The 16,578-nt window shown below is 43.4% G+C and carries 13 protein-coding genes; 7 read left to right on the forward strand and 6 right to left on the reverse strand.

All coding sequences use genetic code 11. The features are described 5' to 3' along the window. Positions 1-6 precede the first annotated feature (6 nt). Positions 7-435 (forward strand): DNA mismatch endonuclease Vsr, encoded by a 429-nt coding sequence (locus SIO70_RS00900; protein ID WP_320578568.1) that lies wholly within the window; start codon positions 7-9, stop codon positions 433-435. An 8-nt stretch (positions 436-443) separates the two neighbouring features. After that, positions 444-812, forward strand: coding sequence for a hypothetical protein (locus SIO70_RS00905; protein WP_320578570.1), 369 nt, complete (start codon positions 444-446; stop codon positions 810-812). Here SIO70_RS00905 and SIO70_RS00910 read toward each other — a convergent pair. From SIO70_RS00910 to SIO70_RS00930, 5 genes are all read right to left on the reverse strand, one after another. Then, positions 782-2,926: an OCRE domain-containing protein gene (locus SIO70_RS00910; RefSeq protein WP_320578573.1), complete on the reverse strand. Its 2,145-nt coding sequence runs from the start codon at positions 2,924-2,926 to the stop codon at positions 782-784. The two genes, SIO70_RS00905 and SIO70_RS00910, sit on opposite strands and share 31 nt — an antisense overlap. Positions 2,927-2,959: 33 nt before the next feature. Then, positions 2,960-4,258, reverse strand: a complete 1,299-nt coding sequence (locus SIO70_RS00915) for an NAD(P)/FAD-dependent oxidoreductase (RefSeq protein WP_320578575.1) — start codon at positions 4,256-4,258, stop codon at positions 2,960-2,962. Next, the gene (locus SIO70_RS00920) at positions 4,245-5,603 is read right to left on the reverse strand and encodes a radical SAM/SPASM domain-containing protein (RefSeq protein ID WP_320578577.1); all 1,359 of its coding nucleotides are present in this window, start codon (positions 5,601-5,603) and stop codon (positions 4,245-4,247) included. The genes SIO70_RS00915 and SIO70_RS00920 overlap by 14 nt, the downstream gene beginning before the upstream one ends. 42 nt (positions 5,604-5,645) lie before the next feature. Next, a complete protein-coding gene (locus SIO70_RS00925; protein ID WP_320578579.1) occupies positions 5,646-7,916 on the reverse strand; it encodes a hypothetical protein in 2,271 nt (756 codons plus the stop codon). Between the two features lie 142 nt (positions 7,917-8,058). Next, entirely contained in the window at positions 8,059-9,567 is a 1,509-nt protein-coding gene (locus SIO70_RS00930) for a ferritin-like domain-containing protein (RefSeq protein WP_320578581.1), read from the reverse strand. A 229-nt stretch (positions 9,568-9,796) separates the two neighbouring features. On the opposite strand from SIO70_RS00930, the gene SIO70_RS00935 reads away from it, so the two are divergent. From SIO70_RS00935 to SIO70_RS00955, 5 genes are all read left to right on the forward strand, one after another. After that, positions 9,797-12,370, forward strand: a complete 2,574-nt coding sequence (locus SIO70_RS00935) for a glycoside hydrolase family 78 protein (protein WP_320578584.1) — start codon at positions 9,797-9,799, stop codon at positions 12,368-12,370. A gap of 94 nt (positions 12,371-12,464) precedes the next feature. Beyond that, positions 12,465-13,958: an acyl-CoA dehydrogenase family protein gene (locus SIO70_RS00940; RefSeq protein WP_320578586.1), complete on the forward strand. Its 1,494-nt coding sequence runs from the start codon at positions 12,465-12,467 to the stop codon at positions 13,956-13,958. Between the two features lie 276 nt (positions 13,959-14,234). Next, positions 14,235-14,447 (forward strand): hypothetical protein, encoded by a 213-nt coding sequence (locus SIO70_RS00945; RefSeq protein ID WP_083729295.1) that lies wholly within the window; start codon positions 14,235-14,237, stop codon positions 14,445-14,447. Positions 14,448-15,101: 654 nt separating this feature from the next. Then, positions 15,102-16,034, forward strand: coding sequence for a zeta toxin family protein (locus SIO70_RS00950; RefSeq protein ID WP_320578590.1), 933 nt, complete (start codon positions 15,102-15,104; stop codon positions 16,032-16,034). Positions 16,035-16,049: 15 nt separating this feature from the next. Further along, positions 16,050-16,244 (forward strand): hypothetical protein, encoded by a 195-nt coding sequence (locus SIO70_RS00955; RefSeq protein ID WP_320578591.1) that lies wholly within the window; start codon positions 16,050-16,052, stop codon positions 16,242-16,244. A gap of 50 nt (positions 16,245-16,294) precedes the next feature. Here SIO70_RS00955 and SIO70_RS00960 read toward each other — a convergent pair whose 3' ends face one another. Further along, complete coding sequence (locus tag SIO70_RS00960; protein ID WP_320578593.1) at positions 16,295-16,420, reverse strand: hypothetical protein; 126 nt, start codon at positions 16,418-16,420, stop codon at positions 16,295-16,297. Positions 16,421-16,578 lie beyond the last annotated feature (158 nt).

Consider the following 16,578-nt stretch of genomic DNA (forward strand, 5'->3'; position numbering starts at 1 on the left):
TAGATTATGGCAGATGTATTTGATAAGGAGAAGCGGGCTGCGATAATGTCTAAGGTAAAACAAAAGGATACTCAACCCGAATTAATAGTAAGAAAATTTTTATTTGCAAACGGCTTTCGATTCAGGAAAAATGTGACGACATTACCTGGATCGCCGGATATTGTGTTACCGAAATATAAGACGGCGATATTTGTGAACGGTTGTTTTTGGCATGGGCATAAGGACTGTAGACATTCGAATCTTCCCAGTAGTAATAGAGAGTATTGGGAGAAGAAAGTTACAAGGAATATAGCAAGGGATGATACAAATGTTGCGAAGTTGGAGAGTCTTGGTTGGAGGGTGATCATCATTTGGACATGTGAGATTGGAAAAAAGAGTCAGAAGGAGGCTTTTTTAAATGATTTACTAAATAAGTTAAGAAACGATCATTCATAATTTGACAAATGCATCAGTCATACCTCCTCGCCAGCATCATCGGACCTATCCTAATCATCCTATCCATCTCCGAATACCTAAACTTTAAAATCTGGGAAAACGTCCACCCTACACTCGTTTACCTGAATGGGTTGTTTTTATTAACAGGAGGGCTAATAGTAATACGCATTCATAATGTATGGGTGCCTGGGTGGCCTGTACTAATCACTATACTGGGTTGGCTTTGTTTAGCAGCCGGCGTAGTTCGCATGTTCTTCCCCACCCAAAAACAACTTCCAAAAAATAGCATCTCAACGCTGATTATCATCCTCCTTCTCCTGACAGGTATCTTTTTATCCATCAAAGGCTACTTTATCGTCTCCCCTTCCGCGATCTGATTATATTCAGCATCCAATATCTTCACATACTTATACTTCGTTAAACTCATCAACGGCTCTCCTTTCTTCTGATCCGGAAACGGTACCTCATGCATATAAACCCCATTATTCACAACGACCTCACGGAACCGGGATCCTGTATCCACCAGCAATGTCACCGGCCTTCCAATCCGGGTCAGCGACTTCCTTTCCTGGGCAGGATTATATTTAATCCCTTTGGAAGGATTTGAAAACTCTGTATTAGTCGCCACCCGCAAAAATTGGCCACCTGGCGTTTCCCAAATACGGGAAATCGAATTATACACTTCATCTCTCACATTGCTCTTATACTTACCAACTGCCACATGCTGCAATAATTCCTGGCCATCTGGAGAAACAAACTTTCTTTCCGCTTCATTAAAGTACATGCCAATAGTATGATTAAAATACAGCTGCTTCTCCTTATCCCAGTACATCCCAGTATGAGGATCAAAATGCATATCCAGCTTGGGATTATAATGCATGAACGGCTCTTTGGGCAAGGCCGTAAATGACTGATCTATAGGATTACCTGAAAAATTCCTAAGTTGACCGTGCACAGGATCATAAATCACAGCTGCCGGATTGTTTTTCATAAATGCATCATGCTTAGGTTTGTAAAAGTAACCATATCGGCCAAAGTTATATGGTACATTCTTATTCTTATAATCATGATCATCCGCTTCAGACCTGGCTCTATCCCAATCTCCATGCTGCAAACCGGCCAGGGTATTCACACCCTGACTACGGGTTTCTACTACATGCAATCGCTGCTGCCAGATACCAGGCATCTGTGCTTTATCAGGAGATACGTAAGTATCCTGCCTGGCACCAATGAGTTTAGGGTCATGCGCTAAAAATTCAACATCTTGCTGAGGACGGTAAATATTATCAGGTCGGGTCTTGCCCTCCGATATCTGGCTATGAATTTCCGTTAATGCCGCCTTGACATTGGCAGCAGCACGTTCACTTAAGGTATCTCCAGGAGTAAATTTGACAGTAAATGTTAGGGCTTTTTCAATAACCGCCATAATGTAGACCCAATCATCAGGAGAAAGAATACCAGCACCAATACTCATAAGGGAATCCTTGATCCAAATCCGATGCCTGTCTTTGAGATTGCTGGTATAGCTGGCCAATTCAACAAAGGCTCCTACATGCTGACTGTCTTTTATTTTCTCATCCTCAAAATATTCTCTGTTTTGCATATTCCTCACAACAGTCATTGCCGTCACAGCCATTTGCTCACTCAGGTTCCGTTTTAATAGGGTAAAGAAAATCTCCTGTGCCTTATTTTGCTTAGTGCTCAACAAAAATTCGCTGATTTCTTTCACCATTTCCTCACTTTCCGCCTGCCGGGCGCGTCCTCCCTGGGGAATATTATTTTGCACAATTTCAGCATATGTAGCTGCATCTGTCGCAAAATTGATCTGCGTCATGATAGACTTATGTTTCTCAGAAGGTCTTAAACGAATATTACGCAGGTCGAATTCAGGGATCTCGTTTTTATCTTTATTATATTCTCCTTTGGTAGCATGAGAGAGATGATGTGGCAGCAGGTTCGCCTTGACTTTGTTAAAATTAATACCTGGGTCTGCACGCAACATACTAATGAGGTCCTGTATGGTGGGGAATTGCTGCACAATATCGTACAACCTATTCTCGATCACCCTGATCGCAATATCCACATCAACAGGGTGAGGAACCGGCTGACCTGGAGCGGTCGTTTCTATGAGGAAAGGTGGGTTGACCAGCTCTATTTCATTGTCAGCATCCGTTTCCAGTGAAAAAGGGAGACCTGTATAAGGTAATGTGGTGGTAGACTGTCCCAATTGCAAATGAGAAACTCCATGTAAAGCAGGATCTGCCATACCGGCGAACTCGTGTTCAAATCCGACTGTCACATATTTACCTGCATATTTTTGAGGTTCTTCCTGGGCATCCTCCTGCAATTCCTGTTGCTCTGCCATTAAATCGCTGAATGTCCTTGCTTTCAGGCGAAGTTGCGCCGGGCGTTGCGCACCTTTGGTGCTAATATTGGCGGAGTTACTGCGGTTGGCAAAGGTTGAATTGGGTTGTTGACGCTGTTTGGGCATGCTGGAGGTTTAACAATAAAAAGATACGAAATTTTATTGATCAGCCTTCATCATCACCCTGTTATATACTAACCATCGAATAAGGTCCATTCCTAATAATTGGATGCCTTCTTTAGCGGTTCGCCTGTCCAAGAGATGAACCATCTCTACTACCGGCTTTTCATTCACATATACAAAAGGCGCTTCATGACCAGGTATCCTGATGCCATGTTCATACTGAATGAGCTCTTTTCCTAATACAGGGATTTGTTCTACAATAGCAGCAGGGTTTGTTATTAACAGATCATCTAGACTTAATTTCAATACCTGGTCCTGTTCAATAAAAAGCGCCTTGCTTCGTTTCTCCCAAAACGGACTGTCATAAATACTTTGTGACTGATAAAATTGCTGCGTCCATTTCACATGCTTACTCACCTCATCTGCAACCATGTTCTCATAAAACGCTATCCCCGCTGCTGCATCTCCTTTTAATATTGTATTTACGACTACCGCTCCCTGCACGGCAGTTTTTAATGCCTTTTGCACCCCTTGTGCTGATAAAGGATCCATGGTAAATACCGCATCTCCCATTTTTATAAAATTCTTCCCTACGGGCGATTCATCTACATAAGCAGTAGCGGTACACATCTTGACTTCGCCAAAGTTGTTTGGCTTCATCAATTGAGAACGTCCCATCTTATCCACAAAAAACGCTTGCACTGAATTATATCTCTGCACCTCACCCGGATCTGCAAACACAAATCCCATTCCCCCTCCACCCCAATACCAACAACTCTCCCCGGCCTCAATAAAAGTTTCAATAGATGAAGAACACCTCGCATACGCCGCCACCGTTACCGGCAATATAGCACGACGGCGCCCCTTTAAGAGAGGTCGCCGTCCTGTAGCCACTACCAGAAATCTTGCTGAAAATAATTGTTCCTGTTCTATAAAAACATCCCACTCACCCTGTATATTCTCTATCGGATACGCATTACCAAAAATCACACGCGCACCTGATGCATTCAATAATAACTGATCAAACCATCCTCTATCCACATGCCAACCACCTTCTTTTTCCACCACTTCATTACGCTCCCATAATAATAAAGAGCGGGGAGACAAACGCTTTTCCACACCCATACCTGCACCCATACCCACACCTACACCAACATCCACCCCCAATACCTTCAACCAATGCTCCACACCTGGTGATAACGAAATCCCTACATGTGATCTTGGAAACGGCATCTTCTCTATTACCACCACACTATACCCAAACTCAATCAGCCGCTTTGCCATCGCACTTCCCGCTGGTCCTCCACCGAAAATACAAATGTCACACTTTGTCATAACCAGGCATCAATCTGTTTATCCTTTCATAAGACTGCAATGTATAATGCAGCCATCCCCTGATATAATCACAAGCACCTCTGCCTCTTTCCAATACCTCATGATGACAACCTCCTCCACATAAATACCTCGCCCAACAACCACTACATGGCTGTTGATGATGTACATGTCGCTCTGTCAACCATGCCTGTTGTAAAGCAGCATCCACACCTTTATCCACACTACCCATCTCCGCCCGGGAGTCATTCACAAATCTATGACAAGCCGCCAATTCCCCATTTGCAGATACCCCCAAATACCCCGCACCAGCTCCACATGGATAAGGCCGATGTGTAGACTTCGCAATTTCTTTATAAGCATTCACCATATTCAAAAACGGATATCGCCGGCCATTCAACACCGCCTCTTCAAACTGTAACCCACATGCAATCATCTCCGCTAATAAATGTTCGAGATCATAAGCACTCATTTCATTCGCTCCATTATCTGCCCGCAATAATGGCGAAAATCCCACACTATGAAATCCCATATTAATAAACGTGTCCAACGCTTTATGCAATTCCATATTCATGGGCGTAACCGTCACCCTTGCAGATACCTGCATGCGCTTTTGTAATGATAACAAAGGCGCGATATTCGCCATTACCTGGTCATAAGTACCCTTGCCATTTTTAAAAGTTCGTATCCGATCATGTTCCTCCTTCAATCCATCTAAACTAATCGTTACCGCAAAACCATATTCTTCAAAAAAAGAAGCATCTTCTTCCCTGATCAAAGTACCATTAGAAGTAATCGAAAATCCAATATCCACTCCGCGTGCCAAAGCCTGCTTCGCAGCATACGCAGTAGCCATTCGTATCCCAGCCCTGTTCATCAGTGGCTCACCACCTAAAAAAGATAACTGCACCTTATCACCAGCAACTTTATCTTTCAATAACAAATCCACAGCCTTAAAAGCCATCTCCGCATTCATACTACTCGCTGCGCCAGTACCAAACTCTCCCTGCCCCGCATAGCAATAACTACATCCCATATTACAACTCTGCGATATCGCCAATGACAACGCATGCAAAGGAGGATCAGGAATCGTATCATCTATCAAAACAGGTCCATCTATCTCCATACCTAATAGCCCTAAAGCTATAGAGGCATCATCTTTAGAAGATAATAATGAAGATATAAAAGCCGTCTGCTCAGGGTTTCCCCTGAACAAACGGCTGCCATTTGGTAAAAAGATTAAAGGCTCACCACTACCTGGTATCATATGGACATGCGCAGATCCAGGAGCTGCATCTTTTGCAATCTTGGCCGCCAGCTTAGTGGCGAGCTTATTATATGTACCCATTATGCCTGTTTTTGTAGGATCTGTGTTCTTGTATTCTCCCCATCACACACTCTTTTTACCCCCATCAGAATCCAACGCATCATTCCCCTTCACCAAAAAATTCAACTCCCCTTCCCAATCCAAAAACAAATCATCATAAGTCAGCAAACGACTATCTGCCCTATTATCCGGAATATAATTCCCACTCCGCTTCTTCGCCATCCAGTTATCCCCCCGACTAATACCATCCGGACCCGGCACCACATTCACATAATCAGGGCGTGACGCCGCCCAGTAATAACAAGCACACTCTCTGTAATCATTCTGCCATGGCGCACATAACCCCTGTGTCAATTCCCCCGCATTGATAATATCATTATTTATCGCCGTACTATTCTCCTCAAAGAAATTATTCACCGTCATCACCACGCGCACCAGGTTAGCATTACTTGTATTCAGATCCGCAGCGCTCACCACTACCTCCGTATTCGACTCATCTTTCGTAAAGTAGCACTCTACTTCCGTACCCTGGTGCTGTAATACATATGCCAACCCGTTAGACCACTCCATAAAAGACACCCCATTTGGATTGAAGGTATTGATCAAGGGCAGGTTTCCGCTCCGTGGGAAAGTAGGCCCTTGTGTAGGCACCATGGTCGGTTTACCCTGTACCCCTACTAACCGATGATACAAGAGATGTGAAAATTCCTCCTCCGTTTCCACGATGAAGTTGTTATTCTCAATCAAAGTGATCCCTTTAAACGCCCGTCTCCACAAGTTTCTAAAGTCCATCTCCAACCCAGGAAAACAATTTGAAATCGCGCTCCTTGCCATCACAGAATAAGGATTTCCATTCCCTTTATAATGTAACTGACCATATACATCCGCCACAGGAATACTGGTCGTCGTACTGGTATTCAACTTCGCCGCACCTGCCTGAAACATAGCCGACGCTGCACTCTGGATAATCGTATGAATCTGCCTGTAAGTAAAACACAACGCCCTGCCATCCGCCCCACGCATCATAGCCGGCATTTTACGTCTTTCCTCATTGGATAAGTTACCAATGGTATCCGGTCTGCGCAATGCACTGTCAAACCATGTACTTGTAGATGGTGTACCAATACCATTAAACACCCGTTCATGAATTGCTCTCACCGCCAGGTTATCCACAATAGAAGTGGCCATGATCGGCTCATACATCCTGCCAAAGTCATTCGAATCCTGTGCAGGCATCATACTCGCTGGTCGGGGTCTACCATAATAGTTATTCCCATTCATGATAGCGGTATTCATGAGACGTACCGTTTCCAGCGCTCTTCTTACAATCTCCTGCGCCTCTTCTATAGGCACTTCTTTATCCACATCCGGACCTAATAATATTTGCTCAATCTCATCTGTCACCACACGTACCGGTAATGTATCCGGTGCATACGCTGGTGGTCCTGCACATACATGCGCACTTGCCGTCAACAAAGTACCATCTGTTTGCTTCAACTCAATCGTGATTCTGCCATCACACTCATCATCCACATATCCCCAACTCACCCTGTTATCTCCCTGATCATATCCCGCAAATATTCCCGCAGGATTCGTTAAGATGGGTCTTTCCTGGTTACCCTCTACATAATTGAACCAGTCTCCATCCTTACTATACAATAAGAAATCATCTCCATATTTTAAATACAATGGATCTGGTTCCGGCGCACTACCGTCAGCAGGGATCCTCGTAGTAGAACAACCATAGATCCTGCCAGGCCCAGGTGTGAACCTAAACCGAATCTGGGGAAAATCAGTCGTCGGTTGAATAAACTGCACATGGCCCAGTGGTAATTTTCTACCCGAAACAAAGTTATCACACTCTCCTTCTACGGGTATCAATTGATGCGACTGTATATAAGTGATCTCCGCATTGATCTTATCCTTCTCACTCTGTGTACGACGATACAATTTAATGTTCGCCAGGTGGACATGCCATGAAATACTATCCAGGTTCAAACCTGCTTTTGTCAACAGGTCTGTCGTGAGAGGAACCAACTGATCCGGATTGTCTGTTGTAATGGCAAACACTTCCAGGAATGGTGCTACAGGCCGCACCGTACCATTTTTCACATCTATGTTAGTTGCATCTTTGAAGATGACTTTATCAGGTGTGAATTTTGTCATGATCCCTGTGGTGGGATCTACTTTATAAGATTCCTCTACTGTAATTTTTCTAAAATCAAGTGGATTTGTCGGGTCTACATCCAGCCTAAAAGCATCCATAGGCAATGAAGAGGAACCCAATCGCCCAATAGCGATAGGAGGCAAAATCCTTAAACCAGAAATTTGCATACAATATGTTTATGTGGGTGAATTAAATGGTTTCGAGAATGATGACATTCGGAAATGCGATCAATCTTCTGGTAAAAAATAAAACAGTTACGCAGAATCAATTCCTTCCTAATAAACTAAACAGCCTCAATCACCTCCATCCCTACTTCATACACACCTTATCCCCCGCCAATATCGCATCCGCCACCTCCATCAACTTCCTATCCGCCGCCTGCAATGAATACAAATAAGTACTATACTGCTGATCACCAAACGCCAGTAACGCTGAAATAATCCCCAACGAAGCATCCAGCAAATCCTTATGCACCCGCCACCTATTCTTCTCCCCAAAAGGTAAATCCAACGTATAAGGCGACAAAAACGGCGGCCCCGCCTTCTTATCCGTTCCCCCACCCGCAGGCAAATTCATCAACACATTCGCCAGTGTCCGCAAATTATACATCTCCCCAAACGTCGCATGTATAATCATACCCCTCGGTGAATTCACCATATCATTATACCCATCTCCCAACAAAAAACTATGCGTTAAAAAATTCAACAACATCCGATACCGCACATCGAATAAATTCGCCCAGAACTTCGTCTGAAAATCCGTAATCATACTCACCCCATCACTCGGTATCGCACTCTGCTCAGGAGAAACATAAGGATTCGTGAGAATATTCTTAGAAGGATTAAACGTTGCAGGCAATTTCCGCCATGCTTTATAAATATTTAAAAACCGCTGGAAATGCGATTCATCTGCATCATCCGCATCCGGGTTCTCCCCCTGCTCTGCAATCGCTTTCACAGCAGCAACGGTATCTGTACGACAGGTTAATGGCACCACCAACACATTCGGTGTATTCGCCGGACTCGCATGCGTTGAATTCCCCCTCGCGCCATGATCATACCCACGCTGCCATTCATCCTGCTTTGCCTGAAAAGGATATGTTTCCACACCAAAGACATCATCTGGTATCATCTCTTCATTTTCCAACAATTCAATGATGCTTTCAAACAACACACTAATCGGATCGCCTATATTCGTCGAAGGTAGCAACGCTTTAATCTCCTGCTTGATCGCCTTTGTCTCTGCATCATCACTATCCTGTACATTCAGCCACCCTGCAGGTGACTCTGCATACACATACTTGGCCAGAGAAGCTTTGGACAATGGCTCCAACGTAAAATCAAACGGGTACAAAGATGAATCATAAGGAAAATCCTGCCTGGCAAAATTCAATGGCGCACCAATCACCCGCAGTACATTTTGAATAGATACAAAATGCCCCATCTCTTCCTTTGCTATACCCATGATGACTTCCTGCCAACTCTTCACCAGGTCTTTCTGTGCATCAGGCACATGATCGCCGCCCAGGCTGTACGCGGCATACAAATATTGCACCATGAGACTGTGCTCTAACTCCGCATCTACATGGAGCATATAAGTTAACCAGTCTTTAGGATTGAACTCCGGCGGAATCAGCGGGCCTGCGGTAATACCCTCCGCACTAAATGTAGAGCTATCTCCCGCAATAAATCCGGAGATACCTTCGGCCGTACCTTCCGTACTAATAAACGCTGCTGCTCTCAGGGCGGTGACACCCCTTCTTTCAGGACGTGCCTGATCCAGCAGAAATGACAAATGTCGCTGCATGCTACTTCTCATAGAATGAAATAGTTAGGGTCGTGGAGGTGATTGAGTTGTGGTTATAAAAATGTTATAAAATGCTGCCTTAATTGATCATTATTCACATGAGGGCTTCCATAATCAGCATATTTAACGTCTCGAAAAAGAATATGTTCACCGCACAGAAAAAATTATAATTTTCTAATTCATTTTGATAAATTTATCTCCACAGGTCTAAATTCATTCACACATTCCACTTCATGCACTTATGAATAAGCGAATCAGCCTTATTTTCTTAGCCCAGGCGCTCTGTCTTTCCCTTTCCGCGCAGATCCAGGTAAAACAACTGCTCACGGAAGGTTTAAAAGATCCACAAACTATTGATAATGCACATCCCCGCTTCAGCTGGAAACTCAGCACGGAGCAAAAGAATACCCTTCAATCGGCCTATGAAATTACCGTAATGGATGGAAAGAAGACCACATGGACGAGTGGTAAGATCACCTCCGACGAGTCTTTGCATGCCCCCTATGAAGGTGACGCCCTCACGCCCGGCAAACTATATAGCTGGAAAGTAAAGGTGTGGGATAACCATGGTCATAACAGCGCTTCTACCGAACCCGCTTACTTCCGCATGGGAATTACGGATTGGAAAGCAAAATGGATAGAACCCGGTTACACCGAACCAGCCACTAACCGCCCATGTCCTATTTTCAAAACCAGTTATCGTAATGGAAAGAAAATAGCTTCGGCCATCGCGTACATCACCAGTCATGGTTTGTACGAAGCCCGTATCAACGATAAAAAAGTAGGTGACGGTTTCCTCACGCCTGGTTTTACCAGCTATAACAAACGCCTGCAATACCAGGCATACGATGTCACCAACCTCCTGCAATCAGGCGATAACAATATTGAAATCACCGTAGGTTCCGGTTGGTACAGGGGCACCATCGGCTGGGGCGAGAATAAATATGGTAAGACACTGGGCGTGTTATACCAAATGGAAGTCACCTACACCGACGGCACTAAAGAAACCATCATCTCCGACGAGCACTGGAAATCAGGCACTGGCAAGATCACCTACTCCGAAATCTATAACGGCGAATGGCAGGATAACCGCAAAGAAACTACCTGGACGGGGGTGAAAGTGATCGACGTTCCCCTGAACAACCTGGTAGCAAGCGTGGCGCCTCCTGTTACCAAACACGAGGTGTTCAGCAATATCAAGATGATCAAAACGCCGGCCGGTGAAAATGTGATCGACTTTGGCCAGAACCTCTCCGGCTTTGTTCACTTCAAAGCCAGCGGTCAACCCGGCGATAGCATCATCCTCGAACATGGTGAGATCCTGGACAAGAAAGGCAACTTTTACAATGCCAACCTGCGCACCGCTGCTGCTAAAGACATCTTCGTTCTCAGCGGCAAAGGCGAAGAATTCTTCGAACCACATTTTACCTTCCATGGTTTCAGATACGTAAGAGTGAAGACCAAAGCGAAAATGACCGGCATCGAAGCGGTGGCCATTTATTCAAATACGCCCGCTACCGGCACTTTCGAATGTTCTAACGCGATGATCAACCAACTCCAGCATAATATTCAATGGAGCCAGGTGGACAACTTCGTAGACATACCGACCGATTGCCCACAGCGTGATGAACGTCTTGGGTGGACAGGCGATGCCCAGGCCTTTGTGCAAACGGCTTCCTTCAATCACAACGTCAATACCTTCTTTACTAAATGGCTCCGTGACCTGGCAGCTGATCAGTTACAAAATGGTTCCGTGCCTTACGTGATTCCAAACGTACTGGGCAATGACGCCACGGGTTCTGCCGGCTGGGGAGATGCCGCCACCGTTGTGCCATGGACGATGTACCAGGTATATAGCGATAAACGGCTCTTAGAACAACAATATCCTTCCATGAAGGGATGGGTTGATTTCATCCAACTGCAATCTCCCAATAACATGTGGGCGAGTGGCTATCACTTTGGCGACTGGTTATCTTATAAATCAGAGAACCGCTATGCCGATACCTATACTTATATCACCACCCAATGTTACTATGCGTTATCCACACAACTCGTGATTAATGCCGCCAAAGTGCTCGGCAAACAGGATGATGTGGAAAAATATTCCGCCTTACTGAAAAAAATCAAAGACGCCTTTTGTGCAGAGTATGTGACCCCCAATGGTCGTATCATGTCGAATACCCAGACCTCTTATGTACTGGCGCTGGCATTTGACATGCTACCAGAAAACATCAGGGCGATGGCGGCAAAAAACCTTGTGGATGACATTGCCAGCTATAATAATCACCTGACCACCGGCTTCCTGGGCACTTATTTATTGTCAAACACGTTGACCAGGTTTGGCTATACCGATGTTGCCTACAAGCTCTTATTGCAAGAGACCTATCCGTCCTGGTTATACCCTGTAAAAATGGGTGCGACCACGATATGGGAGCGTTGGGACGGCATGAAGACTGACAGTACTTTCCAGACAACAGATATGAACTCCTTTAACCACTACGCCTATGGCGCGATCGGAGATTGGATGTATAAGAACATCACTGGCATCAATATGGACTCCACCACCACCGGCTTTAAAAAGATCAAAATTATGCCAAGACCGGGTGGTAACCTGACTTATGCAAAGGCCGGTTATGAGAGTGGATACGGCAAAATTGGCGTAGACTGGAAAATCCAGGACAATAAATTTATGATGGATGTAGAGATACCTGTTAACACCACTGCCGAAATCTATGTACCTGGAAAAGAAGGGAAAGAGGAAGTCGGAAGCGGTAAATACCACTATGAATCCACTATCAATACCACAAATAAGTAGACATTATCTCCGGATAATCATCGATTAATATTGGCAAGACAACGGTCAAAATCCTATATTTAGGCCCCGATTGCTTTTTTTAAAGGATGATAATATGGAAAATTCAAGGAGTCTAACAGAGTTTATCGCTGATTTTGAGCGGGCGCTTAGACGAATATTTTATGAACAAAATGATATTAATCAGTTAAGTCTTCAGCGGGGCTTACCCGATAATATATGGAAGGATATTATGGACATGGCGCCTCTTTCTGTAGCCATACCAACGGCATACGGAGGTAGAGGAGCGGTGGTAAAAGAATGTCTTTCATTATTGTCTGCCGCGGCATATGAGTCTTTGCCGCTATCGCTGACCTTTGGGATTAATATCGCTTTGTTCCTGGAGCCGCTGGCCAAATACGGTAATGACAAAATAAAGAAGGAAGTATTTGACAACTTCCTCCACAACCAAAGTATGGGGGGCCTCATGATCACGGAGCCCGATTTTGGGAGTGATGCCTTGAATATGATGACGGCTTACAAGGAGCTGACTGACACTTTCGCCATCAAAGGTTCTAAGCACTGGCAAGGTCTGACCGGCCAGGCAAATTACTGGCTGATTGCTGCCAGGAAAGAACAGGAAGATGGCAGTTTGTCAAGAGACGTGGATTTCTTCATGGCAGACAACTGTAAGAAAGAGCAAAAGATCATCGTGGAGTCATATTACAATAATCTTGGTTTGTACATGATTCCCTATGGATTGAATAAAATCGACATCCAGGTGCCTAAGGAACAGATATTGATTCCGGAAAGCACCGGTATCAAGATGATGCTGGACATCCTGCACAGAAGCAGGATGCAGTTCCCGGGAATGGGTATGGGCTTTATCAAACGAATGTTGGACGAAGCACTGGATCATACCAAGAACAGGATGGTAGGTGCGGGCAACCTCTACGCCATGGACTCCATTAAGTTCCAGCTGTCACGTATACAAACAGCCTTTACCATCTGCTCTGCGATGTGTTACAAAAGCAGCAAGATCAGCGGTATTGAAAATAACCTGGCTACAGAAGGACTGGAAGCGAACAGTATGAAGGCCCTCGTGACCGACCTGATGCACGAGTCCGCCCAGCTGTGTTTGCAGTTGTCCGGCGCCAACGGCTATAAGATCAGTCATATCGCGGGTAGAGGTATCGTAGACAGCCGGCCTTTCCAGATCTTTGAAGGTTCCAACGAGATGTTGTACACACAGATTGCGGATGTGGTGATGAAGAAGATGAAACGCCATCATACCAGCAGCCTGTACGACTTCCTGTCTACCTTCCCATTGACACAGCGATCTTCAGAATACTTTAAAGAACAGCTTGCCGTTGATGTATCCACTACCCTGACCCAACGTAAGATGGTGGACCTGGGTAAGATCATCAGCAGACTCATTTGTACAGATTATACACTGGAAATGGAGGATGCAGGGTTCAGGAAAGACCTGGTAGAGAACTGTATTGGCAACGTGCGGATGGAAATAGCGCACCTGGTATCCAATCTGGGGATTTCGAACCTGTCAGTTCCGGTAGACGACTATCGGGCAGACAGTGACTGGTTCTCCCTATAAGAACGATATTTAGTTAATATAAGCGCTGGCAACAGCGCTTATGTTTTTTATAGCCAAAAATAAACCGTACCTTTGCTGTAATTTAGCATCTGTCTGGCACTATTACACAATACTAAATATCCAACACTAACAGCGATCCAGACTAATACTACACCTTGCTATTACTTATCAATTGAGATGATAGTTAGCCTCGTATGGGGATGCCATTTTCTATTAATTTTATTACTAACATCGATCAATTCCTTTTGATCTATTCTATCACCAATTTTTTTTACTATGGCAATAAGCTGGAATAAAAAGACAAAAGAGAATAAAAAGAAGGTTGCAAAGCAGCAGAAAGAGGACAGGAAACAGGAGAGGAAAGCGAATTCTGCAAAAGGACAAGGCCTGGAAAGTATGATGGCTTACCTGGATGAAGATGGCAACCTGACCACGGTTCCGCCAGAGGAACGTGAGAAAGTTAAAAAAGAAGATAAAGAACAAGAATAATTAAAGGGGAGAGCCCCCCCTTTAATTAATGTTCTAGTGGAGTGATGGTTTCACGTTTATGTTTTTAGCAATGCCTTTGTGTTTAGGTTTTTAACATTGTCTTTACCACACTCTTCCTATGCTTAGATACAGGAATCTCCTTCTCTGTATAGTTCAATCCCAGAATACTGCTTACATGCAACTTATTTATTAAATGCCATCTGGTAAATCCAAACCTGCTTATAAGCATATCATTTAAATACAATTAGATGCGCTATCCGATTCGTCAAATAGCCGTCTATTTATGAACCAATATCTGCAGCAGGTTCTTTAATCCTTTATTTTCCTTCTCACTTTTAATGACATTATGGAGTATGATCTCCCTGATTAATGACAATGTTTGTTTCATCTTTTGCGGGTAAAACTAACAATGCATCACAAGAGGAATAATAAAGAATGTAAAAATGGGAGCAATGAGTTTGAATCTGGAAGCTTTACCAGAAATATCATTTGTGCACTACTAAGGTCAGATTTCTCACTCTTACATCATTATTAATCATGCAATTCTTAATCACAATAAAAATGTAAAAATTCCCTTTTTTATTGAATTTCCTGATGTAACTTAATATTGTAATGGCCCTGCAATAGGGTTCATTAGCCAATACACCACGATTTATGAGTGCAAATTATTCTCGACTCCTTCGGGATGACGACTTAGTACAACATTTTATTGAAAAAGTTCTTCAATTCAGAACTACTCCAAAAATCATCAGGAAAATTGTGACAAGTGAGAAAATGTTGATGGATTTTAAGGAGGAAGAAAACACGTTAATTAGTACAAAGCATAGAGACAGAGATTATGTAAGTGAACTGGATAGATGGAACTTAAGAGAACGTATCATTTCCGAATTGTACACACTACAAAGATTGGAGAATGACGATGAAACAATACTGGGGGCAGGAGGTGCCTTACCTCGAACACCTGTAAGATCTGAAAGAAGGGCCTTCATACTGATAGGGCCACCGGCATCAGGAAAATCTTCAATAGCAAATGCTATATCTGAAGATGAAGGTGCTATCATCTTAGATTCTGATTTCGCCAAAAGGAAATTACCTGAATTTGAATATGACTGCGGGGCCACACTTGTTCAGGAAGAATCAAATAAAATTATTTTTGGCTTTGGAGAAAATAATCCACAAAACATTCAATCATTATATAACCGGGCTATTGAAAATGGGAACAATTTGGTAATTCCTAAAGTTGGACCAGATCCAAAATCTATAATTAAACTCGCCGAAACGCTGACTAAAATTGACTATCAGGTCAACTTAACATTAGTTTCTCTAAAACGGAGAGAAGCTACCATCAGGGCATTACATCGTTTTAATGCTACCAAAAGGTATGTTCCACTGGGGTATATATTTGATCAGGTTGGAAACGACCCGCTGCTGACATATTACTTAGTGAAAGAGAAAGGGCAGGAATTTTTTAGCAGCTTTGGAGCTATTAGTACTGATGTTATTCTAAACGAAGCCCCTGAATGTATTGATCTAAAAGGAGATAATCCGGCTAAAAAATATAAACTTAATCAAAATCGATTTTTTTAACCAAACTGGCTTCATATGCAAAAGAATATTATGACCGGGAAAATTTCTAAAAAGAAAAACAGAAGAGTTCCTAGAGGTTTTAAAAAAACAGACGCGCTGGTAAACAAAATGGACAGATACTACAGAGCGCTCTCTTACATTTATAAAGTGGAATCCGAAGCAATTGATATAATGATTGCATCTACAAATGCTTTTATTGCAAAGCAATAAATCTGCAGATACTTTTTATTTCTCAGATTAAATTCATAATATAAATATTATCAATAGCGCCTGCATTTACCAATGCAGGCGCTATTGATTTGTGTCAAATACTCCAATGCATTGGTAACATATATATCTTTCGCATTCATCCCTTCTTCAAAGTCTTCAGGATTAGCATCCAGCATATTTTAATACTACCATCGTTTGGCGCTCAATCTCTTATATCTTAAGAGATTCTGAATTTTTTACAGAAATTCAGCTTAATCTGGTTGTTGCTGAATATTTCATGAGCTGGTTAATTCAGCTATTCTGCTCATGAAAATCCCCTTTTTCTGAGCCGATT

The sequence above is a fragment of the Chitinophaga sancti genome, assembly GCF_034087045.1.
Lineage (GTDB): Bacteria > Bacteroidota > Bacteroidia > Chitinophagales > Chitinophagaceae > Chitinophaga > Chitinophaga sancti_B.